Source organism: Mesorhizobium sp. ES1-3, assembly GCF_020164795.1.
GTDB lineage: Bacteria > Pseudomonadota > Alphaproteobacteria > Rhizobiales > Rhizobiaceae > Mesorhizobium.
The window spans coordinates 32,544-53,387 of record NZ_JAIUGW010000018.1; the positions used below are offsets into that span (position 1 = coordinate 32,544).

Sequence of the window (20,844 nt, forward strand, 5' to 3'; positions counted from 1 at the left end):
CAACACCATCTTCCCGAATCATGAGACGATGAAAAGTGGACACCCTCTCGACTATCGAACGAAGCAAACGAATGGCGCGTATCCATGGCAGGGATACGAAGCCAGAAATGGTCGTTCGGCGGCTCCTTCACCGCATGGGCTACCGTTACCGGCTCCATCGTGGCGACCTACCCGGAAAACCGGACATTGTTTTTGGAAAACGAAAAAAAGCGATTTTCATTCATGGATGCTTTTGGCATCGTCACGACGATCCGGCGTGCAGGCTCGCTCGCCTTCCAAAGTCCCGGTTGGACTTCTGGGGACCTAAATTGTCGGCGAACGCGGAGCGCGACGCGCTCAAACAGGATGCATTGAAGCGGCTCGGCTGGAAGGTACTGGTTGTCTGGGAATGCGAATTGCGGCAGAGTGAACAATTAGAGAACAAGCTGCGCCAATTCGTGGGGGAATAGCATGAAATCGATCGAGCTGTTCGCGGGCGCTGGCGGGCTTGGCATGGGTGTGAGCCGTGCCGGATTCACGCCGGAAGCCGTAATCGAGTGGGACCGGTGGTGCTGCGACACCATTCGCGAAAACCGGGCCGATGGCCTCGGCCTGGTCGGTGATTGGCCGGAGCCCATCGAGGGCGATGTCCGCGGCGTGGATTTTCGGGCGCACGAGGGCAAGATCGATCTGGTGACAGGCGGCCCGCCCTGCCAACCATTCTCGCTGGGTGGCAAGCATCGCGCCCATCTGGATTCGCGTGATATGTGGCCGGAAGCAGTCCGGGCGGTTCGGGAAACCAAGCCACGTGCCTTCATCTTCGAGAATGTGAAAGGGCTGACCCGCGAAACCTTCGCGACGTATTTTTCGCATATCGTGCTGCAGATGACATACCCGGAGCTAGTCGCCGAATCCGACGAGGGTTGGGAAAGCCATCTGCGTCGGCTTGAAAAGCATCATACCGGCCGTCGCGGACCAAGAGGCCTTGAATATCGGGTCGTTCCACGTTCGTTGAACGCGGCGAATTACGGTATCCCGCAGCGTCGGGAGCGCGTGATTTTCGTGGGCTTCCGAGCCGACCTCGACATCAAATGGGCTTTTCCATTGGAAACACACTCTCTCGAGGCCTTGCTGTGGGATCAGGAAAACGGGGATTACTGGGATCGACACAAAGTCCGCAATGCTGATCGCAAGGTTGGGGATAGGCATTCCGAGCGCGCGGCACGACTCGACGTCAAACCAAAAACCGCACCATGGCGGACAACGCGAGACGCGATTGGTGATTTGCCCGATCCCGAGCATGAGTTGCGAAAGGCCGCGAACCATAGCAACCACCGGTTCCAACCTGGGGCGCGATCCTACCCCGGGCATACCGGAAGCCCACTTGACGAACCGGCCAAGACGTTGAAAGCAGGTGTCCACGGCGTTCCGGGTGGCGAGAACATGCTGCTGCGGCCAGATGGTAGCGTGCGCTACTTCACCGTGCGCGAAAGCGCTCGCTTGCAGACATTCCCGGACAATTTCCGTTTCCACGGCGCATGGTCCGAAACGATGCGCCAGCTCGGCAATGCTGTCCCGGTGGAACTGGCGACCATCATCGCGCGCAGCGTGAAACGCCATCTCGACTTCGGTGGGTCGGATTTCTTGAAATGAAGGGTTATGTCGAATTCGAATTCGACCTCCCAGGCGCACTGTTGGCACGACTTATCGAGGTGCTCGACAGGCTTGATGCTGCTCCGCTCAACAGCGCGAGTTTGCAGGCGGTCCCCGAAGAACAGGGCGTCTATCAACTCCTGCTTGATGGCCAACTCGTATATGTAGGCAAGACTGACGCCGAGGCCGGACTCCAGAAGCGCCTGTCGCGCCATGCCCGCAAGATCGTGCACCGCGTGGGCCTGGATCCAGCGCGCGTCAGCTTCAGGGCCGTGCGCATTTTCGTGTTCACAGCCATGGATCTGGAGGCGAATCTCATACGCCACTATGGCGGCGTAAAGGCCATAGATTGGAACGGAAGCGGATTCGGCTCCAACGATCCAGGTAGGCAGCGCGACACCACTAAGGTCAAACCCAAGAACTATGACGCCAAGTTCCCGATCGACATTGACCGGCAAATGGCGTTCGCCATCGACCATGGCGAGACCGCGTCAAGCGCCCTCGCTCGGCTCAAAGAGGCCTTGCCGTACACGTTCCGTTTCCAGAAGATGGACTCGGATTTCGATGCAACCAAGCTGGCGGCATTGAGCGGCCCTCTAACTCCAAGGTCAGCAATCCGTCATATCGTGGATCCCTTACCTCAAGGATGGCAGGCGACTGCCCTGCCCGGTTACATCATCCTCTACAAAGAGAAACGTGATTACCCCCAGGCTGAAGTAATCGCGGTTTCAAAGGGGTAGAAGGGCCTAACAAACAGCCGCGCCTCAGCGCCCCATCATCATCCCATAGTGGACGGCCAGCAGGTCGAGCCCCACCTTCAGCAGCTTCGTCACCACGTCGCGTCCTTCGCCATCCTGCTCGGCCACGGTCTTCACCGGCTGTTCCAGGCACACGACCTTCTGCACGATTGCCGTCACGTCCCAATGCCCGAGCGCCCGTGTCGCTGCGGCATGCGCGCGGCCGGCGTTGAGCACGCTGTCGGCGATGCCGCCGCCGACGCGGCCGCCGTCGACGCGCTCTGTCCAGCGCATCGGCTTGATATCGGCCCGCTGGCTGCCCTGGAAATGCTCGCGGTAGCGCAGGCCGGCCTCGCGCTGCTGGCGCGACAGCGAGGTGATGCCCAGGAGCGGGTCGACATTGCGCACCCGCACGATGCCGCCGGTGGAGGTATGGCCGTCATTCGACACCTCGTAGACGCGCCGCGCCTCCGCCGTGCCCGATGTCAGCCGCTTGCGGCCGAAGGCATCGTCCTTCAGCGCGAAATCATGGCCGACCTCGCGGCGGATGCGCACCTGCTCGGCCTCGCCCTTCGGCAGTTTCGGCGCCTGCGGTCTGGCGGCTTTGGTTTTCTTGGGCATGGGGTGGCTCCTCGTGGTTGGGTATTCGAGTGATGGCCTTGCTGAACCTGGGTTCCTCGCCTTGCGGGGGAGAGGTAGGGAAGGTCGCGCCGCGCCGCGCCAGCAGCTCGCGCATCACCCGCCGCTCGCGCACTTCGATGCAGAGTTGCGCGCTCGAAGGGCAGAACTGCGCGTTGCCGCTCCTCACCTCGCCGCGCACGAAGCGCTGGATGGCGGCCTGCAGGTCGGCCAATTCGGCATCTCTGATGGCGCCGAGATAGCCGCGCAGCTGCATCTCGACATCAGTCAGTGCGGATTGCGGGAAGCAGGAGAACATTGCCGCCAGCGCCTTCGTCGCCTGCTGCAGTTCGGCCGTTGTCATATCCGCGGATCTCCTCGATGATGGCGGCGGCGGCGTCGCCGTGGGTTTTCGGCCTGATCCAGCCCGGCGGTTTCTTGGGTCGGCCGGGGCCGTGCGATCCCGAAGCCGCCTCACGGCCCCGAATCGAAATCCCCGGTCTTTCGCGCGCCCCGCGCGCTGAAAAAGCGGAAGCTTCTTCCATCTGGTTTCTGGAATCTGGAGAATGCCGCATCAAAACATCGGCATTTGCCTGGACATGCGCCTTTGCTTTCAAGGCGGTGACGGCCCCGCCGCGCGCGCCGGCGGCCGCCCTCGCCTCGCTCTTGAGCCTCGCCTTGTGCAACTCCTTCGTCAGCCTCTTGTGGCCGATCTCCCCGTCCTCGCGCTCGAAGAAGGCCAACAGCTCGGCGCTGATCGCCCGCCATCGTTTCAACGGCAGGCGCGCCACGCGCGCCAGCCTGGCGTCGTCGTCGGGCAGGCTGCCGCCGGCATTCCACATTGCCATCAGAAGCAGCATGTAGGCGCCGATCTGTTCGGTCGAGAGCTGCAGCGTGTCGCCGATGAAATCGGAGACGTAGAGCTGCATGAAAGGCCGTTCGCTCATGCCGCGCTCCACGCCGCGCTAATGGAACCAGCCGCCGGTCCGGACGTTATGACGCGTCCATGGCTAGGGGAGGTTTGCCCATGACGGCTTTCATGCCGGTGACCCTGCGTTTCTGCGACAACAAGACCATGCTGGTCGGCTCGGTGGCCGATGCGGCGACGGCGCTTCGTCACCAATGGCCCGACAAGACCGCGCCGGCCTATCTCGAAGCAGCACGGCTCATCCGGCTCGCGGTCGAGGGCACCTGCTGCCCACGCCCCGCCTTCGAGGCCTTTCGCGAGGCGGCCAGGCAACAGGGCATATTGGTAGCCAAGCCAAGAAGCCGCGCGCATGAGTGGCTCGACGCGGCGGCGAGCCCCTGAAACGGCGGCGATGCAACCGCTTGCCGGCCTTGTGCGTTTATGAGCGTCGGCTTGAATGCCGCGCCTGGGCCGAAGGTGAATGCCATGGGTACGATGAAAACCGGAGTGCCGCTCAAAGTGTCCCTGGACGGACATGTCGAGGAGATCGAGAATGTCAGCGACGCCGCCGATTTCCTGCAGCGCTGGCCGATCGAGCGACGGGGCCACGTCTATCGTAGTGCGCTCAACGCCTGCAGCGCCGCCATCGCGGCGCAGATTTCGCAAGCCGATGCGATAAAAGTATTCACCGGCTTTGCCCGCGTTGCCGGCATCCTGGTTGCCGGCGGCGGCCCGGCGACGATGCTGGAGCGACGGACGGTGCAGAGCCGTCTGCCCAAACAGGGCCGCCAGATGCCGAAATAGCGGTGCGGCGCGAGTGCTGTTCAAAACAATTCTCCCAATATTTTCCACATCGACCGAGATTGGCGAAAGCGTCGGTGCCGGCTTTTTCTCCCCGTCATTACACGGGGAGAAATGTCCGGCAGGGCAATGAGGGCAGCGCCAGCGTTTCCATAGGTTGACGTCTGCCCGAGTTCCAAATTCCGTTATGTCGGCGCCGTCCCTCATCCGCCTGCCGGCACCTTCTCCCCGTTGAACGGGGAGAAGGGACTTACCCGGCCTCGCAAACACGGCGCTGGAACCGCGCCTGATGATAGGTGCAGTAGCTTTTCATCGCCCTGGTGCGCATGCCGCAGCACAGCATGTCCTGGCCTGGCCGCCCGCCGGGCGCACCATTTTGAGGGTCTTCCTCCACTCTCAGGTCGAGCGGAGCTCGGCAGCGATTGAACAGGCAGTCGATGAAGCGCATGGCCACGCCATGTGGCTGCCGGCCGATGGGACCACGTGGCGGCGCAGGTACCTTGATACGGTAGGTTTGCCCATCGGCGATCAGCACGCCCGCCTCGCGCTGGAAAAGCCGTGGCCGGACGGGCGAAGGAGCCCGCTTCGGCCGTGTGGCCGGTTTGACCGCCGGCTGCAGGCTGGCGCCGGAACGGCTGGCTTCCACCTTGGCGGCGCGGCTCGCTGCCTTGGCCATCGCCGTGCGGGCCGCCGGCCGGCCCTTGCCATTGGCAAAGCCGATCGCACCCAGCATGGCGCTGCGGTGGACGATGCCGATAATGGCGTTGCGTGATACGCGCGCGCCGCGCTGCGCGCTGAACGCCGCCGCGATCCCCGATGCTGAAAGCCCGTCCCTCAGCCAGGCGCCGATCGCCTGCAATTCGCTGTCGCTGTAGCTTGCCATGTCCGTCTCCATTGCGCGGCCAGCGGCCGCCGCACACGGCGCCGTCAGGCAAGCGTCGGGGTTTGCCCGCAGCCGCCATGGGCTGCCGGGGCCTGGTCCGGCCTGTCGGCCGCTGGGTTGCCTGTGGAAGGGTTGCTTTCAGCCCCGCCGGTCGGCTGACTGGGCAAGGCGCGCAAGCCGCGCCGACGCCATGTCCCTGTCAGGGGCGGAAACCACCCTGCCCGTCGTCGGCTCGTACAGAATGACGGTGCCGTCCTGCGTGCGGATCAGGGAACAACCCGCGGCCAGGTCGAATGGGGGGCCGGAGCCGCGGGGAGCGGCGGCTCCGGCCGTTCCGGCCGCCGGTGACGGGCAGGCCGGACGCGAGGCCAATGCACCGAGGCAATCGGCTTCGCGCTTCGCCCCGGCCGGGGAGGAGGCGGCCGGGGCGGAAGGGAAAGGGCAGCCCGGCAAGGCCGGCTGGAGGCGCTGTCGACTCTGAGGGGATTGAGCTTTTGCATGAAGTGATATAAGCATAACTCAAAAGCTGATGCAAGTCATTCTTTCATGGACGAAAGCAAGACTTATTGGTCACATGAGGCCATGGTGAAAACGCAACTGTCGATCAGGGTCGGGGCCGCGATCCGCCAGGCCCGCAAGCAGCGCGGCCTGGTCATGCGCCACATCGCCGAGCACAACGACACCGACGTCGCGGCCGTCGGCAACTGGGAAACCGGGCGCAACTTGCCCAAGACCGAGAACCTGTTGAAGACCGCTGCCTTCCTGCGCGTCGACCCCGTGGCGCTCGGCAAGGGCGAGGTCGTCTTCCTCGACGATGCCGGCCCGGTGGCGGACGCCGAGATCGTCACCGATGCCGGCCCGCTGCCGGCCGGAGCGATGGATATTCCGGTGCTGGGCGCCGCCGTCGGCGGTGACGACGGCGACTTCACCTTCAACGGCGAGCCGGCAGGGTACGTGCAGCGTCCGCCGGGGGTCCGCAACCTGCCGAAAGTGTTCGCGCTGCATGTGCTCTCGGATTCCATGGTGCCGCGCTATGAACCCGGCGACATGATCTATTGCGGCGGCCGCGACGCGGTGCCGGGCGACCACGTGGTGATCGAGAGCTTTCCCGAAGAAAACGAGAAGAACGGCAAGGCCTTCATCAAGAAGCTGGTCCGGCGCACCGCGGGCGAGTTGGTGGTCGAGCAGTACAATCCGCCGAAGACGCTGACCTTCAACCGCTACGCCATCAAGCAGGTCTGGCGCGTCATTCCGCTGAAGGAACTGCTGGGATATTAGGGCGCCCTTTCCTTCTCCCCTTGCGGGTTCCGAAGGGCGGGCGAGGCCCGTGACTCGCCCAGGGCGGTGGCCTCGCGAAGCGGGGTCGGATGAGGGCGCTCCAGAGAACGCCGACGTCTCACTTCGCTGGAACACCCCTCAACCGTCTCGGCGCTAACGCGCCGATCCACCTTCTCCCACAAGGGGCACAAGGAGAGAAGGAAGAACCAGCGCCTCTCAAGCCCACCTCGATCCTTCCAGCGGCACTTCGCGGTCGCTCAGCATCCGCGCTTCCGAGCGCACGCGCTGGCGCTCGTCGATGAACGCGGCCTGGATCGAGACCGCGCTGCCCGGCAGCCCTTCGGCACGGCAGGCCGAGCAGACGATGCGACCCGACAGCGCGGCCAGCGGCGTGTTCCCGTTCACCCCGAAGCGCTTCAACTGATCGGGCCGCCACCACCTGTTGCGGCCGCAATCGGCGCACTCGACCGACAGCGAGGCAACCTGCGCGATCACTGCTTCCCTGCCCGGCAACGCCATCGTTCCTCCGTCCGTTTGTTCCTGATTTGTTCGTATCTTCCCGTGTTTTGAAGCAGGAGTCGAGTCGCAGTTTCCAGACTCCTCCAAAAGTCTCTCTTTTACATCAGTTTGAGTTATGCTTATATGTGACTTGCAAGCGTGAGTCGGCGCGGAATTGCACGCGCCAGAACCGGGAGCAAGAATGGATGCCGCCGATTTCGCCCGCGCCTGCGGTTACACCGGTGACAGTCCCGCTTTGCTCGAAGCCTTCGAGGCCATCCGCCGCAACGGTATCGCTCAGGCCCGCCTGGATCATTTCAGGCGCAAGGCCGTCATCGACGAATTGAAACCGTCGGAGCTGCTGTTCCTGGCCGCGATTGGCCCAGCGCTGTCGGCGCATGAAGCCGTCGAGGATGCAGCCCGCTTCATCGCCGGCTGGCGCAACATGCCGCGCTGGCGCCAGGAACGGCGCTTGCCCGATCTCGCCAGAGCAAGGCAGCAGCTTCTCCTGGCCCGTTTCTTCCGCCGCTTCGGCCATGAAGCAAGGCAAGCGGCTTGAGCTGCGGCGGCTCGATAGCGCCATTTGCGGGTTTCAGGCGAGGACTTTTGCAAGCAACGCGGCAGCCGGTTTTCCCTTCTCCCACAAGAAGGGGAGAAGGAAAAACCACCCCCTCTCCGCCTCACCCGTGATTTCAGCCAGCGGTCGAACGCCACCGCCAGGATCAGTATCAGCCCGATGACTATGCTTTGCGTATAGGACGAGACGTTGTTGAACTGCAGCCCGTTCTGCAGCACGCCGATCAGGGCCGCGCCCACCACCGTGCCGCCGACCGAGCCGATGCCGCCGAACAGCGAGGTGCCGCCGATGACGACGGCCGAGATCACCGTCAGCTCATAGCCGATGCCGGCGACCGCTTCGGAGGAATTCAGCCGCGCTGACAGCACGAAGGCGGCAAGCCCGGCGAAGAAGCCGACGATGACATAGACGGAGACCAGGATACGGTCGACGCGCAGGCCCGATAGCCGCGCGGCCTCCGCATTGCCGCCGACGGCGTAGACGGCGCGGCCGTAGCGGGTGTAGCGCAGCACGATGTGGCACAGGATGGCGGCGATGGCGAAGATCAGCGCCGGCACCGGCACCGGGCCGATCAGCCCGGTGCCGAACCAGCGCATCGAGGCGTCGAAGCCCGAGATCGGCCCGCCATTGGAGATGGTCAGCGTCAGCCCGCGGAATACCGTCAGCCCGCCCAGCGTGACGACGAAGGGCGGCACTTTCAGCCTTGTGATGGCGAACCCCTGCACGCCGCCGGCGAGCGCACCGACCACGACGGCGGCCAGCAGCGCGGCGAACCAGCCAAAACCCTGCGTGCCTGAGGTCGACAGCGAGAGCGTATTGGCGGTGCCGCCCTTGGCGACAACGGCCGCCACCATGCCGCAGAAGGCGAGCAGCGAGCCGACCGACAGGTCGATGCCGGCGGTGAGGATGACGAAGGTCATGCCGAGCGCGATCAGCCCGGTGATCGAGATCTGGCGCGTGATGTTGAACAGGTTGATCGGGTCGATGAAGCTCGGCTTCAGCACGGTGAAGACGACGACCAGCGCCGCCAGGAACAGCAGCGGCCCGAAGCTCATCAAAAGCCGCGCGATCGTCACGCCGCCGCGCTGGTTCTGTTCCTCGGCGATGCTCATCGTGCCTGCCCTTCCGCGTCCTGTCCCGGCGCGTCCTGTCCCGGCGTATCCTGCCTGTCGAGCGCCATCAATTCCATCAGCTTTTCCTCGTTTGCCTCGACGCCCGGCATCTGCCCGGTGATGCGCCCCTTGCGCATGGTGACGATGCGGTCCGACACCGCCAGCACCTCGGGCAGCTCGGACGAAATCATCATCACCGCGATGCCGCGCGCCGCCAGTTGCACCAGGATCTGGTGCACTTCCGCCTTGGCGCCGACATCGACGCCGCGGGTCGGCTCGTCGACGATCAGCACTTTCGGGTCGCGCGCCAGCCAGCGCGCCAGGATCACCTTCTGCTGGTTGCCGCCCGACAGGCCCTCGATCGCCTGTTCGGCCGACGCCATGCGGATCGACAGCATCTTCCTGAACCCCGACAGCGCGTCGCGCTCGCGCCGCTCGGCCATGAAACCGAAGCCGTTGCTGAAGCGCCCGAGCGAGGCGACGGAGAAATTCGGCAGGATACCGAGCGCGGCAAAAATCGCCTGGTGCTTGCGGTCCTCCGGCACCAGGCCGATGCCGAGCGCGATGGCGTCGGCCGGCGAAACAGGCGCTATCGGTTTGCCATCAAGCGTGATCGTTCCCGCCGCGATGCGGTCGGCGCCGAAAATGGCACGCGCCAGTTCCGTGCGGCCCGAGCCGACAAGCCCGGCGACGCCGAGGATCTCGCCCGCCTTGAGGTCGACGTCGACGCCATCGAGCACGATGGCATGCGGCGCCTCGGGGTCGCGCACGGTGCGCAAGCCGCGCACGGAAAGCACGACATCGCCGGCCGCCGCGCGTTGAGCCGGCCGCGCGTACAGTTCGGAGGCGGCGCGCCCGACCATCTTTTCGATGATGGCGGGCAGCTTGATCGGTCCGCCCTGACGGTCGAGATGCCCCGCCAGCCTGCCGTCGCGCAGCACCGTCATGCGGTCGCAGATGGCGGATGCCTCCTCCAGCCGGTGGGTGACGAACATGATCGCGACATGGTCCTTGCGCAGCCGGTCCATGATCGACAGCAGGCGTTGCACCTCGGTTTCGGTCAGTGCCGAGGTCGGCTCGTCCATGATGATCAGCCGGCTTTTCAACGACAGCGCACGGGCGATCTCGACCAGCTGCTGCTCGGCCACCGACAGTGCCGATACCGGCGTCATCGGGTCGATGGAGAGACCGACGCGGGCAATGATGGCGCGGGAATCCTGTTCCATCTTGCGCCAACTCACCAGCCCGAGCGGTCCGGTCGGCGCACGGCCGATGAAAATGTTCTCCGCCACCGTCAACGTCGGGATCAGGCTGAGCTCCTGGTAGATGGTGACGATACCGTGCCGCTTGGCGTCCTGCGGGCTCGCCGGCTGGTATTCGGCGCCATCGAAGGTGATACGGCCGCCGGAAGGCGGCATGACGCCGGACAGGATTTTCAGAAGCGTCGATTTGCCGGCGCCGTTTTCGCCAAGCAGGCCGAGAATTTCGCCGGGGCGGACGTCGAGCGAGACATCGCTCAGCGCGGTGACGCCGGCGAAATGCTTGGTGACGCCCTCGACGGCAAGCAGGACAGGGGATGCGGCTTCAGCTAAAGGCAAAGACTTCTCCTTGTTGCCATCCCTGCATGAGTCAAGTTGCGCCTGAGCGCCCCCCTCTGTCCTGCCGGACATCTCCCCCTCAAGGAGGGAGATTGGCAGCCTGAACGCCAGCGCCCTTTCCTGCAATGCTGGAGATTGGCGAAGGCGGAAGAGACATCCGATCTCCCCCCTCGAGGGGGAGATGTCCGGCAGGACAGAGGGGGGTGCTGTCCCGCCGGCCTTTCCAGTCGGCCTACTTCGTCTCGTTCAGCCTCTCAGCCTTGTCGAGATTGTCCTTGCCGATGACGATGGGCGTCAGCAGCACCAGCTTCTCCTTCGGCTCGGTCTTGTTCTTGGCGTAGGCGACCGCGATCTGCACGGCGGTGCGCGACTGCTTGCCGGGGAACTGTTCGACCGTGCCGGCGAGCTTGCCGTCGCGCACGGCGACCAGCGCTTCCGGCAGCGCATCGAAGCCGTAGATCTTGACGTCGCTGAAGTTGCGCGCGGCGCACGCCTCGAGCGCGCCCAGCGCCATGTCGTCATTGGCGCAGATGATGGCGTCCGGCTTGCCGTTGGCGGCAAGGCCGGCTTCCGTCACCGTCAGCGCCTCGGCGCGGGCGAAGTTGGCGGTCTGCTCATAGATGATCTGGTACTTGTCCTTCAGCGGATCGAGCACATTGTGCACGCCCTTGTTGCGGTCGATGGCGGGACCCGCGCCCGGCTGGCCCTGCAGGTGGAACAGCTTGGCGCCATTGGGGAATGCCGCCACCACGGCCTGGGCTTCCGCTTCGCCGCCCTTCACATTGTCGGCGCCGACATGGGCCAGAATGCCCTGGACGCCGTCGACGCGGCGGTCGATCGTCACCACGGGAACGCCGGCCTTGACCGCTTCCTCGATGGCCGGCGCCAGCGCGTTGACGTCGAGCGGCGAGATGACGATCGCATTGACCTTCTGCACCAGCGCCGCCTCGATGTCGGCGGTCTGCTTGGTGGCCGAGTTCTGGCCGTCGCTCTCGGTCAGGTTGACGCCTTGCGCCTGCGCTTCGGCCTTGATCTCGTTCAGCATATGCACGAAGAACGGAAAGCCGAGACTGGGCACCGAGCCGAGAATGGTGAGCTTGTCCTCGGCGAAAGCCGAGCGTGCGGCCAACATCATGGCGCCCGCGGCCACGGACGTCATCAGGAATTCACGTCTGTTCATGGGTTCCTCCTCCACTGAAGCGCACGTCCCTTAAAACCGGGACCGGTTTCAGGAAGGATCATGCGCCGGTTAAAGTGTTGGAGCATCCTCCTTGCGCCAAGAACGCATGCAGCTCCAGCTGACCGCCGCCTAAATTCCTCCGATCGGCGTCAACAAGAGGATGCTAACCCAGGGTCAACCGTTTGTGTAACATCGATATAACAGAGCCGGACGGCGACTTGTCGGAATTTTGGATTGCGGGCATGCTGCTCCTTCGAGGGCCATGGCTTCCTTCCGTATTTTTATTGAAAGGCCGCCTTTCGATGTGTATAAATACACATGACTAGCGCTGAAATCATCCGTCTGTTGGAAGCTGACGGTTGGTTCGAGGTCGCCCGAAAGGGTAGCCATGCGCAATTCAAACACCGCGACAAGCCAGGGCGCGTCACCGTTCCCATCCCAAGCGCGATATTCCGATAGGCACTTTGCGCAGCATCGAAAAGCAATCTGGACTGAAACCGAGGTGACGGACATGAAGCAGTATATCGGACTTATCCACAAGGATGCCGACAGCGACTTCGGCGTGTCTTTCCCTGATTTCCCAGGCGTGATTACCGCCGGCAAGGATCTGGATGACGCCCGGTCCATGGCTGAAGAGGCGCTTGCCCTCCATATCGAAGGGCTGGTCGAGGATGGCGATGCCATTCCGGAGCCTTCCAGTCTGGAGACAGTGATGACAGACGCCGACAATCGTGACGGCGTTGCAATCCTGGTCGCGGCAAGAACCGGGGCCAGGAAGGCGGTGCGTATCAACGTGACGCTGCCGGACGATGTTCTCCAGCGGATCGATGCCTTTGCCGAAGCCCACGGCTATACGCGATCGGGGTTTCTGGCGAAGGCGGCGGAGAAGGTGATGGCGCTTGAAGCGGCCTAGCCCGGTCACGCCTCAAACATTGCAATCGACATAGCGGGCGTTACTTCACGGTCTGCGAGAGTTTGGCTGCTCCCTTGGCCAGCCGTCTCGTGTCGTGCGAGCGCCTAAAAGCGGTACGGTTTGGGAGGACCACGCACGACAAGGCCTGAATTTTGGAATCCATCTCCGGAGAAATCGCATGAAGCCGCAAATCATCTGCCATATGCTTGCCTCGCTCGACGGCAGCCTTCATCCGAGCCGCTATACCGCCAGCCCCGATGGCAGCCGGGCCGAGTGGTCGGGTCTCTATGAACAGATCCACAACGACCTCGAAGGCGACGCCTGGATCGTCGGCCGCGTCACCATGGCGGAGATGAGCAAAGCCGGCGCGCACCCGCCGGCGCATGGGGGCAAGGTCGACCGGCCGCATCATTTCGCGCGGCGCGACGCGGGCAGCTATGCCGTGGCGCTCGATGCCTCCGGCAAGCTGCACTTCGCCAAACCCGACATCGGCGGCGACCATGTCGTGGTGCTGCTTGGCCACGACGTCGCCGACAGCCATCTGGCCGAACTCGCCGCCGACGGCGTGTCCTATATCGTGTCGGAAACGGCCAACATCGATCTCGCCGCGATGCTCGACGTGCTCGGGCGCGAACTCGGCATCCGCCGGCTGCTGCTCGAAGGCGGCGCCGGTATCAACGGCTCCTTCTTCGCGGCGGGGCTTATCGACGAACTCAGCCTTCTCATTGCCCCCGCGCTCGATGCGCGGGCGGCAAACCAGGGCTTTGTCGAGTTCGGCGAGGCCGGCCTTGCCGGCAAGGTGCGGCTATCGCTTACGGACTGCAAGCCCCTCACGCATGGGGTCGTCCATCTGCGCTACGCCGTCAGCCCTGCATGATCCTGAAAGCAGGAAACCGCTTTCCGTCTGGTTGCCTGGTGCAAAAGCCTGAATAGGCTGCGTGCTTGCGTTTATGGACTGCATGCCTCCATCGCTTCGTCATCCACGGGCGGAGCAAGGAGCGTAGCGACGCGGCGCAGACCCGAGGATCCATGCCGGGACTTCTGAGCACCGCCACAGTGCAGAGTTCTGCTCCGCTGCGCTCTTCGGCCCAGGTCACGGAATGGATCCCAGGCTCTCCGTGACGGAGCGCCGCTCCTGCTGCGCCCAGGGATAACGAAGTTTAGAGGCTTCGGCTAACCTCGAACGTTGCTATGCGCCTCAGTACCGCATGGCGTCGAGATCGGCGATCAGCGTCGGCCCGGTCGGATGCCAGCCGAGCCGCGCCTGGGTCAGCGCGCTGGAAGCCGGCAGGTCCATGGGAGCGAACATCGCCATCCAGCCGAAATGCTCCGCCGCCTTTTCCGGCGCGATCGAAACCACCGGCAGGTTCAGGCCCCCGCCAAGCGCCTCGGCGATCGCCCGCACCTCGACGCCTTCCTCGCCGACCGCGTGATAGCGTGCGCCCGGCTGCCGCTTTTCCACGGCAAGGCGATAGAGGCGCGCCACGTCGAGGAGATGGCCCGCCGCAAAGCGATTGCGGCCTTCACCGACATAGGCCGAGACGCCCTTCTGGCGCGCGATTTCGACGAGCGGCGAGATCAGCCCCTGTTTGACCGTGTCATGGACCTGTGGCAGCCGCATCACCGACACGTTGATGCCTGCCTCCAGCAGGGCATTCCCGGCGAGTTCCGAGGCGACGCGCGGATTGGGATGGCTGGGATTGAAGACGTCCTCGACCGCCAACTCACCATGTCCGGCGGCGCCCATGCCGGTGCCCGACGTGATCACCAGCGGCCGGTCGGAGCCGGCGAGTGCCTGGCCGAGTGCCGCGATCACGCGCCTGTCCTTTTCGCAATTCTCGGCAAACCGCGAAAAATCATGGTCGAACGCGGTGTGGATCACGGCCTCCGCCTTCGCCGCGCCTTCGCGCAGCCCCTCGGGATCCTCGAGGGTTCCGCGATACACCTCCACGCCCGCGGCGGCCAACGCCTCGGCGCCGGCATCGGAGCGGGTGACACCGACCACCTGGTGGCCGGCCTGGATGAGTTCGGGAACGAGCGCCGAACCGATGAAGCCGGTCGCGCCGGTAAGAAAGATACGCATGCAAATCTCCTGCACAGTTGCCCGCGCAGTATCGCTGCTCTATTATTCCATTAAAGTAGTGATCTTATCATGGTATAATGACTACCAGCTTGAAGGCTAACAGGATGCCCAACAATTCCGCCGGTTCGCTCGCGGCATTTCTGAAAGACCGGCGCACCCGGCTCGACCCCGCATCGTTCGGCTTCTCCGGGCGCAGGCGCACGCCGGGACTGCGACGGGAAGAGGTCGCCCAGCGCGCCAACATCAGCCCGACCTGGTACACATGGCTGGAACAGGGCCGCGGCGGCGCGCCTTCGGCCGACGTGCTGAACCGGATCGCCAAGGGGCTGCTGCTGACCGAGGCCGAGCGCGAACATCTTTTCATGCTCGGGCTGGGGCGCCCGCCGGAGGTCCGCTACGTCGGCGCCGAGGGCGTCAGCCCCCGGCTGCAGCGCCTCATCGACACGCTCGAGGCGAGCCCGGCCCTGATCAAGACGGCGACCTGGGATGTCGTTGCCTGGAACCGCGCCGCGCAGGTCGTGCTCACCGACTACAGCGTCCTGCCCCCCGGTCAGCACAACATCCTGCGCTTCATGTTCCTGAGCCCCACCATCCGCGCCAAGCAGCACGATTGGGAAAACCTCGCCCGCTTCGTGGTCGGTGCGTTCCGGGCCGACGCGGCACGCGCCGGCGCGGTGTCGGAGGTCGCCCAGTTGGTGGAGGAGCTTTGCGGCGCCAGCCCGGAGTTCGACGCGCTATGGCGGGAAAACGACGTGCTCAGCCATGGCGACGGGACAAAGCGCCTGAAGCACCCCGAACTCGGAGACATCGAGCTCGAATATTCGGCCTTCGCGGTCGACGGCCGGCCCGATCTGAGCCTGACCGTCTACAACCCGGTGGACGGCAAGGTCGCCGATCGAATTCGCGCGCTGGCCCGGCACCACGAACTGCAAGAGGCGGACCCATCGTAATGACGCTGGATCCGTTCAAGGGCGTTCGCACATCGCCTTCAGGATCTGCAAAGTCGGCCCCCAGTAAAGATTGGCATGCGGGCGGATCGACGGTTCGGCGAAATCGCTGAGCGTCAGCGAGGCGTCTGGCGAATCGGTCATGGACGCAAGGCCTGCACGATTACGGCCGAGTTTGCTCGACAGCCGATTTCCCTCACAGGATGTTTGTCGCCAGCCGGTCGAGCCTGGAGTCTTCGCGGTATATGGCGCGGGCAAGCACGGCGGCGGCAATGCCGGTCAGAGCGCCGCCAAGCACATCCGTTAGGTAGTGGGTGCCCACAAACAGCCGCGACCAGCAAACCAGCAGCGCCATTGCTCCGAAAACCAACGCGCGCCCCGGAAGCGCCTGTAGGGCGAATGCGGCAACGATGGCGAAAGCCGCTGTCGCGTGATCCGAAGGAAACGACCAGTCGATGCTGGCGGGAATGATGAGGTGGGTCACGCCGGCGTCGTAGGGACGCACGCGATGCACGAAAAGCAGGATGATCTGGTTGGCGCCAAGTCCGAGCAGGAAAGACAGTCCAGCTGCGATCGCGGCATGTCGCACATGCGTCCTGTCCGGCCTGCTCCACCATTGCAGCACAACGCAGGCCACCAGAAGCGGAACACCGAATTTCGTTACGGCTATCATGATCTGATCCAGCACTGGGCTTATTCCCGCCGCCGAATTGATCCAATGTGTAATCGTCACGTCCATCAACTCACCCTGTCATCGACGCGCCACGCCAAACGCCAGGAGACTGCATGAACGAGCAGCGTGTCCACCAGATTTTCGAGGTCAGCCTGCTGCTAAAAGGCGCACACGCCCTGGTCGAATGCGTCGGCGGCCTGCTGCTCGCCGTCGTCGGCACCGGCACGATCGTGTCGCTGGTGAACAGGCTCACGCAGGAAGAGCTGGTCGACGACCCGCACGATTTCATCGCCGGCCATTTGATGGACGCGGCAGGCCATTTCTCTGTCGGCACGCAGCATTTCTACGCATTCTACCTTCTCAGTCACGGCCTCATCAAGATTGCCCTGGTCGCAGGCCTGTTGTGGGGCAAGCTATGGGCCTATCCGGCATCGCTTGTCGCCTTGCTGGTCTTCATCGTCTACCAGCTCTACCGCTTCAGCTATACCCACTCGGCCGGGTTGATCGTGCTCACCATATTCGACCTGATCGTCATCTGGCTGATCTGGCATGAATATCGCCTCGTTCTGCGGCACAAGGTAGCAAGCCGCTAGCGGTACGGCATTCGCCCACCGGATCAAAGTCCATGGCTGCAATGTCCCCCACCGGAAGGTGTCCTGCGCGGAATGCCGGTAGGTGGATCTGGGAGTTCTGCTGCGACGATCGCGAGGTCAGGATCGGCGAAACCGCAGCCCTTACAGGCCGGCTCGAAGACACTTCCGGGCGACATGCATTAAAGGCCATCGACCCGCGCAAATTCCGATTGCTCAGGCAATCCATCTTGCGTAGCCGGCCCGCCACCAGCCCGGTGGCGGGCCAGGCGCCGTTACTGGATGATCTTGACGATCTTGCGGGTGCCTGGATCCACGATCACGGTATGGTTGTCGACGACGGTGTAGCGGTACTTGACGTTGGGAACTTCGTGCAGCTCGACCGTATCGGGCAAAGCCGTGCCGACATTGAGTTCCACGCCGGGAATCTTGATCGAAGCCAGCGGCTGCTTCTTCACATATTCCTTGATCACCGTTTCCTGCTCGGGCTGGATGACGACGTCCTCGGCCGCGGCCGCGCCGACTCCTGCGAGCAACAGAACCGCGGCTACGGCGGCAAGATTCTTTTTCATGAATTCCTCCATCTGCAATCCGCACAGCCACAACATTGTCACTGCGCTGCGGATCGAACTTCAGGTAGCATCGAATGTTCCAGGCTTGGGCTTCGGTCCCATCGGCCCAAGACTTAAGTCCCATATAAAAACGCAATAGTCCTGCCGGAACCGTCGCCGGGAACGGCTGCCTTTCGCGCTCGTTGTTCGCTGCGAGGACACGGCGGGTAGTTGCTAAAAGCCGGACAGTAACTGCGAATTTTTTTGCAAATTGGCGCAGCTACGTCCCTTCCTGCGCCAATAGGGTTCGCTCACCGCTTCCATGCGGTGGGCGAACCCTAAATTCCCTGGTTTTGGGCCGAGATGTGAGGAGATTCGGATGTTCGGCGACAAGCAAACCCGCCTTATCGAGGCGGCGCTATTGATGGCGGTCCCGTTATCGGCCTTGATTGCCGTCCTGCTCGTCAGCTTTACCTTAAGCTGGTAGCAGCCCTCGCTACCGGCTGGCCGCCGGTGCGCAGGCTGTGCCCTTATCGTTCGACCCGCAACTCGGACCGAAGTCCGAAGTGCCGGGCGCATTGGTCCTAAACGTTGAACGTAGTCCGCTGGTGCTCGTTGCCGATTGCAGGTGCGTGATTTGGAGGAAAGGCAATGCAGCTTGGTGAGATCATAGCCAACATCTTGGCCATCCTCTTGCTGGTCTGTTTTCTCGCCGGCACGTTCGTTCTTTTCGGAAAGCCATTGTGGCCAGAGCAGCATGTGCGCATGGTCATCATTCCGCCGGTCGACACGATGTCGACAGCCTCGACCGACCGGAATGACACACCTGTCCTCCCGGGCACTTTCGACACCAACCTTGCCCATCCAAGGCCGTCCTGACGGGCATCATGGGTGCGCGCGGCAGCGAACGCAGGTGCGCGCAAACAGCCGGAACCAAAATGACCGGCAACGGTTTCCCACTTGAAGGGACCGTAGCCACGGAAACAGCAGTAATGGAACTTCTTCTGACCTTGGAACTGGCCAGGGCTAGGCAGCGACTTAACCGAGCGGAACTCGCCCTCGAACGTGCAAACGCGATGTTGGACGAACACTGTGGCGTTGGTATCAATCTGACGCTTTGTGACAGGATACGATCCGCGCAACAACGTGTCGGCGAGGCGAAGGCTCGTCTTGTGAAGCTCGATCACGCCAGCACGGATTCAGTTCGCACCGGTTGAAGCTTGCACGCCACTTGAGAGAGGTGCGCGCCCGGATCCTCGTTCAGGCACTCGCCAGTTCAGCCTCGATCCAAATTCTACTGGCAACCCGGTGCCTGGGAACGCTCATGTCTTGCGCCGCGAACCGGTCGAGCGTTGGCCGCTGAGATGCGGACGCCAGCCATGCACCCGGTCCCGCCCGGCGGCCTTGGCGCCGTAGAGCGCCTCGTCGGCGCGGCTCAGGAGATCGGCGATCTCCATGGCGGCGTCGGCCTCGAAGGTGCTGACACCGATGCTGACGGTGACGATGCCTTTTTCGCTGCCGGCATGCCCAAGAGCGAGGTCGCGCACCTTGCTCCTGAGGTTTTCGGCGATGACGAAGGCCCCCCGCGCGTCGGTCTCGGGCAGGATGAGCCCGAACTCCTCGCCGCCGTAACGGGCGGCGGCGTCCGCCGGCCGGCGGGCTGCGGCCTCGATGCAGCGGCTGACGACGCGCAGGCACTCGTCGCCAGCCGGATGGCCGTAATGGTCGTTGAACCGCTTGAACCAGTCGACGTCGATGATGAGCAGGCTGAGCGGCATCGCGTTGCGGGTGGCGCGGGCGAATTCGCGCGCCAGCGCTTCGTCGAAGGCGCGCCGCGTCAAGAGTTCGGTCAGGCCGTCGCGGTGCGCCAGGAGGTTCAGCTTCTCATTGGCGGCCATCAGTTCGGCCTCGATCTGCTTGGCTTCGGTGATGTCGGAAAACACGCTGAGGCTTCCGCCATCGCCGGTCGGCCGGGTGCGCACATCGAGCCAGCGCCCGTCGGCAAGCCGGACCAGGCGGTGGCTGACGAGCTTCTGCGAGGCCATGATGTCGGCGATCCAGTCCTCGACCGCGTCCGGCGGTGTGGTCCCCTCGCCGCGCGCCGCCGCGGCGCGCAGGATGTCACGGTAGTCGGCACCCGGAACTCTTAATTCGGCCGTCTTCGGAAACATGGCGCGATACTGTGCGTTGCACAGCACCAGCACGCCATCCGGGTCGAACATCACCAGGCCGTCGGCCATGTGCGTCAAGGCGTCTCCGAGCCGGACCCGGCTTTCCGCCAGCTCGGTCTCGAGTTGCTTGCGCGCGGTGATGTCGCGATTGTGGGTGATCAGGCCGACGACCGCCCCGGTCCTGTCGCGGAACGGAGCTTTCAAGGTCGCCAGCCAGCCATCGGTGCCGTCCTCGTGGCGAAGGCGCTGTTCGATGGTGGCCGAGGCGCCCGACGCAAGCACGACAAGCTCGTCCTCGCGGAAGCCTTTCGCCGTCTCATGCGGAAAGAAGTCGAAGTCCGTCTTGCCGATCAGTGCCTTGGCGTCGGGCGCATGCAGCAATTCGGCCGTTGCCGGGTTGGCCGCGATGAACCGTCCGTCGAGATCCTTGACGTTGAGGCAATCGGGCAGCGTCTCCACCACGGTCTTGTAAATGCGCCGGGACTGCAGCGCTTCGAGGCGACGCCGCTCCTGGTAGAGCGTCAGCCCCGACAGCACCACCGAGACAAAGATGAGCAGGGAGGACGGCAGCGCCACATCAGGCAGAACCACTTGCAGGACATTCCGCGGCAGGACGCTGAGGCCAAGCAGCGACGCGGCTGCCGCCGCCGCGCCAAGGATCATGATGTCGACCATGGTGGCGTGGCGGCCCTTCAGGGCCAGGTTTCCGGCAACACCGACCAGCATGGCTGCCGCTATTCCCACCGCGCCGGCGAAGGTGCCGATGCCGCCCTCGAATGTCCGGAAGGCGCCGGCCATGACCCCGGCGACGATGCCGGCGACAGGACCGCCGAAGAAGCCGGCAATGGCGATCATCGTCGCCCTGAGATCGGCGAGAACACCAGGCTGCAACTGCATGGGTGTGAGCATCAGAACGATGGCGCCGGCGCCCATCAGCACGCCGAAGGTCGCTGCCTTTACGGCGGCCGGCCAGCGATCCAGCCACACATGCGTGTGGATCCAGACCGAAACGAACATCGCCACGACCGCGAGATTGGCCAGCAATTCGGACCAGGGCGAACCCATTGCGCGCCTTTTTCCCTTCATCGGGCTTTC

24 protein-coding genes and 3 pseudogenes are annotated in these 20,844 nt (G+C 63.9%); 13 read left to right on the forward strand and 14 right to left on the reverse strand.

The genetic code is table 11. From position 1 onward, the window contains the following. Positions 1-35: 35 nt before the first annotated feature. Genes LB536_RS22040 through LB536_RS22050 form a run of 3 tightly spaced genes read left to right on the forward strand, consistent with a single transcriptional unit; the run spans position 36 to position 2,372 of the window. Positions 36-449 carry a very short patch repair endonuclease gene (locus tag LB536_RS22040; protein WP_224596291.1) on the forward strand — a complete coding sequence of 138 codons (414 nt, stop codon included), beginning with the start codon at positions 36-38 and terminating at the stop codon, positions 447-449. Between the two features lies 1 nt (position 450). Then, on the forward strand, positions 451-1,632 hold the full coding sequence (locus LB536_RS22045) for a DNA cytosine methyltransferase (RefSeq protein ID WP_140759826.1): 1,182 nt from the start codon (positions 451-453) through the stop codon (positions 1,630-1,632). Then, positions 1,629-2,372 (forward strand): GIY-YIG nuclease family protein, encoded by a 744-nt coding sequence (locus tag LB536_RS22050; protein WP_140759829.1) that lies wholly within the window; start codon positions 1,629-1,631, stop codon positions 2,370-2,372. The genes LB536_RS22045 and LB536_RS22050 overlap by 4 nt, the downstream gene beginning before the upstream one ends. A gap of 24 nt (positions 2,373-2,396) precedes the next feature. On the opposite strand, the gene LB536_RS22055 is transcribed toward LB536_RS22050, so the two are convergent. Genes LB536_RS22055 through LB536_RS22065 form a run of 3 tightly spaced genes read right to left on the reverse strand, consistent with a single transcriptional unit; the run spans position 2,397 to position 3,934 of the window. Then, positions 2,397-2,990 (reverse strand): DUF6456 domain-containing protein, encoded by a 594-nt coding sequence (locus tag LB536_RS22055; RefSeq protein WP_224596292.1) that lies wholly within the window; start codon positions 2,988-2,990, stop codon positions 2,397-2,399. Then, positions 2,896-3,351: a hypothetical protein gene (locus LB536_RS22060; RefSeq protein WP_224596294.1), complete on the reverse strand. Its 456-nt coding sequence runs from the start codon at positions 3,349-3,351 to the stop codon at positions 2,896-2,898. The genes LB536_RS22055 and LB536_RS22060 overlap by 95 nt, the downstream gene beginning before the upstream one ends. Beyond that, entirely contained in the window at positions 3,272-3,934 is a 663-nt protein-coding gene (locus LB536_RS22065; protein ID WP_224596295.1) for a YdaU family protein, read from the reverse strand. Before LB536_RS22065 ends, LB536_RS22060 begins: the two co-directional genes overlap by 80 nt. Before the next feature lie 80 nt (positions 3,935-4,014). Here LB536_RS22065 and LB536_RS22070 point away from each other — a divergent pair, with 80 nt between their 5' ends. Further along, a complete protein-coding gene (locus LB536_RS22070) occupies positions 4,015-4,296 on the forward strand; it encodes a DUF982 domain-containing protein (RefSeq protein ID WP_140508531.1) in 282 nt (93 codons plus the stop codon). A gap of 84 nt (positions 4,297-4,380) precedes the next feature. Continuing rightward, on the forward strand, positions 4,381-4,698 hold the full coding sequence (locus tag LB536_RS22075; protein WP_224596297.1) for a DUF982 domain-containing protein: 318 nt from the start codon (positions 4,381-4,383) through the stop codon (positions 4,696-4,698). 247 nt (positions 4,699-4,945) lie between these two features. On the opposite strand, the gene LB536_RS22080 is transcribed toward LB536_RS22075, so the two are convergent. Next, positions 4,946-5,578, reverse strand: a complete 633-nt coding sequence (locus LB536_RS22080; protein ID WP_224596300.1) for a GcrA family cell cycle regulator — start codon at positions 5,576-5,578, stop codon at positions 4,946-4,948. A gap of 582 nt (positions 5,579-6,160) precedes the next feature. Between LB536_RS22080 and LB536_RS22085 the strand changes: the two genes are divergently transcribed. Then, complete coding sequence (locus tag LB536_RS22085) at positions 6,161-6,856, forward strand: XRE family transcriptional regulator (protein WP_181182860.1); 696 nt, start codon at positions 6,161-6,163, stop codon at positions 6,854-6,856. A 216-nt stretch (positions 6,857-7,072) separates the two neighbouring features. Here the strand turns inward: LB536_RS22085 and LB536_RS22090 are convergent, their stop codons facing one another. The 5 genes and pseudogenes from LB536_RS22090 to LB536_RS22105 all read right to left on the reverse strand — a co-directional run bounded on the left by LB536_RS22090 (position 7,073) and on the right by LB536_RS22105 (position 11,821). Next, positions 7,073-7,375 (reverse strand): hypothetical protein, encoded by a 303-nt coding sequence (locus tag LB536_RS22090; RefSeq protein ID WP_224596302.1) that lies wholly within the window; start codon positions 7,373-7,375, stop codon positions 7,073-7,075. Positions 7,376-8,029: 654 nt separating this feature from the next. Next, a pseudogene (locus LB536_RS22095) lies at positions 8,030-9,043 on the reverse strand (ABC transporter permease); the annotation flags it as partial. Continuing rightward, a complete protein-coding gene (locus LB536_RS22100; protein WP_411966567.1) occupies positions 9,040-10,128 on the reverse strand; it encodes a sugar ABC transporter ATP-binding protein in 1,089 nt (362 codons plus the stop codon). The pseudogene LB536_RS22095 and the gene LB536_RS22100, both read right to left, overlap by 4 nt. Further along, positions 10,123-10,551: pseudogene (locus LB536_RS31350) on the reverse strand (ATP-binding cassette domain-containing protein); the annotation flags it as partial. The gene LB536_RS22100 and the pseudogene LB536_RS31350, both read right to left, overlap by 6 nt. A gap of 322 nt (positions 10,552-10,873) precedes the next feature. Further along, positions 10,874-11,821, reverse strand: a complete 948-nt coding sequence (locus tag LB536_RS22105; RefSeq protein ID WP_140763545.1) for a substrate-binding domain-containing protein — start codon at positions 11,819-11,821, stop codon at positions 10,874-10,876. Positions 11,822-12,139: 318 nt separating this feature from the next. On the opposite strand from LB536_RS22105, the pseudogene LB536_RS31355 reads away from it, so the two are divergent. The 3 genes and pseudogenes from LB536_RS31355 to LB536_RS22120 form a co-directional block, all read left to right on the forward strand. Beyond that, positions 12,140-12,255, forward strand: a pseudogene (locus tag LB536_RS31355) (type II toxin-antitoxin system HicA family toxin); the annotation flags it as partial. A 77-nt stretch (positions 12,256-12,332) separates the two neighbouring features. After that, positions 12,333-12,734: a type II toxin-antitoxin system HicB family antitoxin gene (locus tag LB536_RS22115; protein WP_140763551.1), complete on the forward strand. Its 402-nt coding sequence runs from the start codon at positions 12,333-12,335 to the stop codon at positions 12,732-12,734. Positions 12,735-12,912: 178 nt separating this feature from the next. Beyond that, positions 12,913-13,611: a RibD family protein gene (locus tag LB536_RS22120; protein ID WP_224596306.1), complete on the forward strand. Its 699-nt coding sequence runs from the start codon at positions 12,913-12,915 to the stop codon at positions 13,609-13,611. A 321-nt stretch (positions 13,612-13,932) separates the two neighbouring features. Here the strand turns inward: LB536_RS22120 and LB536_RS22125 are convergent, their stop codons facing one another. Beyond that, positions 13,933-14,817 carry an SDR family oxidoreductase gene (locus LB536_RS22125; protein ID WP_224596308.1) on the reverse strand — a complete coding sequence of 295 codons (885 nt, stop codon included), beginning with the start codon at positions 14,815-14,817 and terminating at the stop codon, positions 13,933-13,935. Between the two features lie 104 nt (positions 14,818-14,921). Here LB536_RS22125 and LB536_RS22130 point away from each other — a divergent pair, with 104 nt between their 5' ends. Beyond that, a complete protein-coding gene (locus LB536_RS22130) occupies positions 14,922-15,767 on the forward strand; it encodes a helix-turn-helix transcriptional regulator (protein ID WP_224596310.1) in 846 nt (281 codons plus the stop codon). A 15-nt stretch (positions 15,768-15,782) separates the two neighbouring features. On the opposite strand, the gene LB536_RS31145 is transcribed toward LB536_RS22130, so the two are convergent. Both LB536_RS31145 and LB536_RS22135 read right to left on the reverse strand, forming a co-directional pair. Beyond that, complete coding sequence (locus LB536_RS31145) at positions 15,783-15,908, reverse strand: hypothetical protein (protein ID WP_263489266.1); 126 nt, start codon at positions 15,906-15,908, stop codon at positions 15,783-15,785. A 52-nt stretch (positions 15,909-15,960) separates the two neighbouring features. After that, positions 15,961-16,503 carry a phosphatase PAP2 family protein gene (locus LB536_RS22135; RefSeq protein WP_224596312.1) on the reverse strand — a complete coding sequence of 181 codons (543 nt, stop codon included), beginning with the start codon at positions 16,501-16,503 and terminating at the stop codon, positions 15,961-15,963. 47 nt (positions 16,504-16,550) lie between these two features. On the opposite strand from LB536_RS22135, the gene LB536_RS22140 reads away from it, so the two are divergent. Continuing rightward, positions 16,551-17,030 carry a DUF2127 domain-containing protein gene (locus LB536_RS22140; RefSeq protein ID WP_224596314.1) on the forward strand — a complete coding sequence of 160 codons (480 nt, stop codon included), beginning with the start codon at positions 16,551-16,553 and terminating at the stop codon, positions 17,028-17,030. A 272-nt stretch (positions 17,031-17,302) separates the two neighbouring features. Here LB536_RS22140 and LB536_RS22145 read toward each other — a convergent pair whose 3' ends face one another. Beyond that, a complete protein-coding gene (locus LB536_RS22145) occupies positions 17,303-17,599 on the reverse strand; it encodes a DUF1236 domain-containing protein (RefSeq protein ID WP_140763566.1) in 297 nt (98 codons plus the stop codon). A 630-nt stretch (positions 17,600-18,229) separates the two neighbouring features. Here LB536_RS22145 and LB536_RS22150 point away from each other — a divergent pair. Beyond that, positions 18,230-18,457, forward strand: coding sequence for a polymerase (locus LB536_RS22150; RefSeq protein WP_224596316.1), 228 nt, complete (start codon positions 18,230-18,232; stop codon positions 18,455-18,457). A gap of 59 nt (positions 18,458-18,516) precedes the next feature. Beyond that, positions 18,517-18,795, forward strand: coding sequence for a hypothetical protein (locus LB536_RS22155; protein ID WP_224596317.1), 279 nt, complete (start codon positions 18,517-18,519; stop codon positions 18,793-18,795). 105 nt (positions 18,796-18,900) lie between these two features. Here the strand turns inward: LB536_RS22155 and LB536_RS22160 are convergent, their stop codons facing one another. Then, positions 18,901-20,814: a diguanylate cyclase gene (locus LB536_RS22160; protein ID WP_224596319.1), complete on the reverse strand. Its 1,914-nt coding sequence runs from the start codon at positions 20,812-20,814 to the stop codon at positions 18,901-18,903. Positions 20,815-20,844 lie beyond the last annotated feature (30 nt).

What these genes read in the sequence shown, in the direction of transcription:
- LB536_RS22045 (WP_140759826.1), top strand. Translation starts at nt 451, where the DNA reads ATGAAATCGATCGAGCTGTTCGCGGGCGCTGGCGGGCTTGGCATGGGT.
- LB536_RS22050 (WP_140759829.1), top strand. Translation starts at nt 1,629, where the DNA reads ATGAAGGGTTATGTCGAATTCGAATTCGACCTCCCAGGCGCACTGTTG.
- LB536_RS22055 (WP_224596292.1), bottom strand. Translation starts at nt 2,990, where the DNA reads ATGCCCAAGAAAACCAAAGCCGCCAGACCGCAGGCGCCGAAACTGCCG.
- LB536_RS22060 (WP_224596294.1), bottom strand. Translation starts at nt 3,351, where the DNA reads ATGACAACGGCCGAACTGCAGCAGGCGACGAAGGCGCTGGCGGCAATG.
- LB536_RS22065 (WP_224596295.1), bottom strand. Translation starts at nt 3,934, where the DNA reads ATGAGCGAACGGCCTTTCATGCAGCTCTACGTCTCCGATTTCATCGGC.
- LB536_RS22070 (WP_140508531.1), top strand. Translation starts at nt 4,015, where the DNA reads ATGACGGCTTTCATGCCGGTGACCCTGCGTTTCTGCGACAACAAGACC.
- LB536_RS22075 (WP_224596297.1), top strand. Translation starts at nt 4,381, where the DNA reads ATGGGTACGATGAAAACCGGAGTGCCGCTCAAAGTGTCCCTGGACGGA.
- LB536_RS22080 (WP_224596300.1), bottom strand. Translation starts at nt 5,578, where the DNA reads ATGGCAAGCTACAGCGACAGCGAATTGCAGGCGATCGGCGCCTGGCTG.
- LB536_RS22085 (WP_181182860.1), top strand. Translation starts at nt 6,161, where the DNA reads ATGGTGAAAACGCAACTGTCGATCAGGGTCGGGGCCGCGATCCGCCAG.
- LB536_RS22090 (WP_224596302.1), bottom strand. Translation starts at nt 7,375, where the DNA reads ATGGCGTTGCCGGGCAGGGAAGCAGTGATCGCGCAGGTTGCCTCGCTG.
- LB536_RS22100 (WP_411966567.1), bottom strand. Translation starts at nt 10,128, where the DNA reads ATGGACGAGCCGACCTCGGCACTGACCGAAACCGAGGTGCAACGCCTG.
- LB536_RS22105 (WP_140763545.1), bottom strand. Translation starts at nt 11,821, where the DNA reads ATGAACAGACGTGAATTCCTGATGACGTCCGTGGCCGCGGGCGCCATG.
- LB536_RS22115 (WP_140763551.1), top strand. Translation starts at nt 12,333, where the DNA reads ATGAAGCAGTATATCGGACTTATCCACAAGGATGCCGACAGCGACTTC.
- LB536_RS22120 (WP_224596306.1), top strand. Translation starts at nt 12,913, where the DNA reads ATGAAGCCGCAAATCATCTGCCATATGCTTGCCTCGCTCGACGGCAGC.
- LB536_RS22125 (WP_224596308.1), bottom strand. Translation starts at nt 14,817, where the DNA reads ATGCGTATCTTTCTTACCGGCGCGACCGGCTTCATCGGTTCGGCGCTC.
- LB536_RS22130 (WP_224596310.1), top strand. Translation starts at nt 14,922, where the DNA reads ATGCCCAACAATTCCGCCGGTTCGCTCGCGGCATTTCTGAAAGACCGG.
- LB536_RS31145 (WP_263489266.1), bottom strand. Translation starts at nt 15,908, where the DNA reads ATGACCGATTCGCCAGACGCCTCGCTGACGCTCAGCGATTTCGCCGAA.
- LB536_RS22135 (WP_224596312.1), bottom strand. Translation starts at nt 16,503, where the DNA reads ATGGACGTGACGATTACACATTGGATCAATTCGGCGGCGGGAATAAGC.
- LB536_RS22140 (WP_224596314.1), top strand. Translation starts at nt 16,551, where the DNA reads ATGAACGAGCAGCGTGTCCACCAGATTTTCGAGGTCAGCCTGCTGCTA.
- LB536_RS22145 (WP_140763566.1), bottom strand. Translation starts at nt 17,599, where the DNA reads ATGAAAAAGAATCTTGCCGCCGTAGCCGCGGTTCTGTTGCTCGCAGGA.
- LB536_RS22150 (WP_224596316.1), top strand. Translation starts at nt 18,230, where the DNA reads ATGCAGCTTGGTGAGATCATAGCCAACATCTTGGCCATCCTCTTGCTG.
- LB536_RS22155 (WP_224596317.1), top strand. Translation starts at nt 18,517, where the DNA reads ATGACCGGCAACGGTTTCCCACTTGAAGGGACCGTAGCCACGGAAACA.
- LB536_RS22160 (WP_224596319.1), bottom strand. Translation starts at nt 20,814, where the DNA reads ATGGGTTCGCCCTGGTCCGAATTGCTGGCCAATCTCGCGGTCGTGGCG.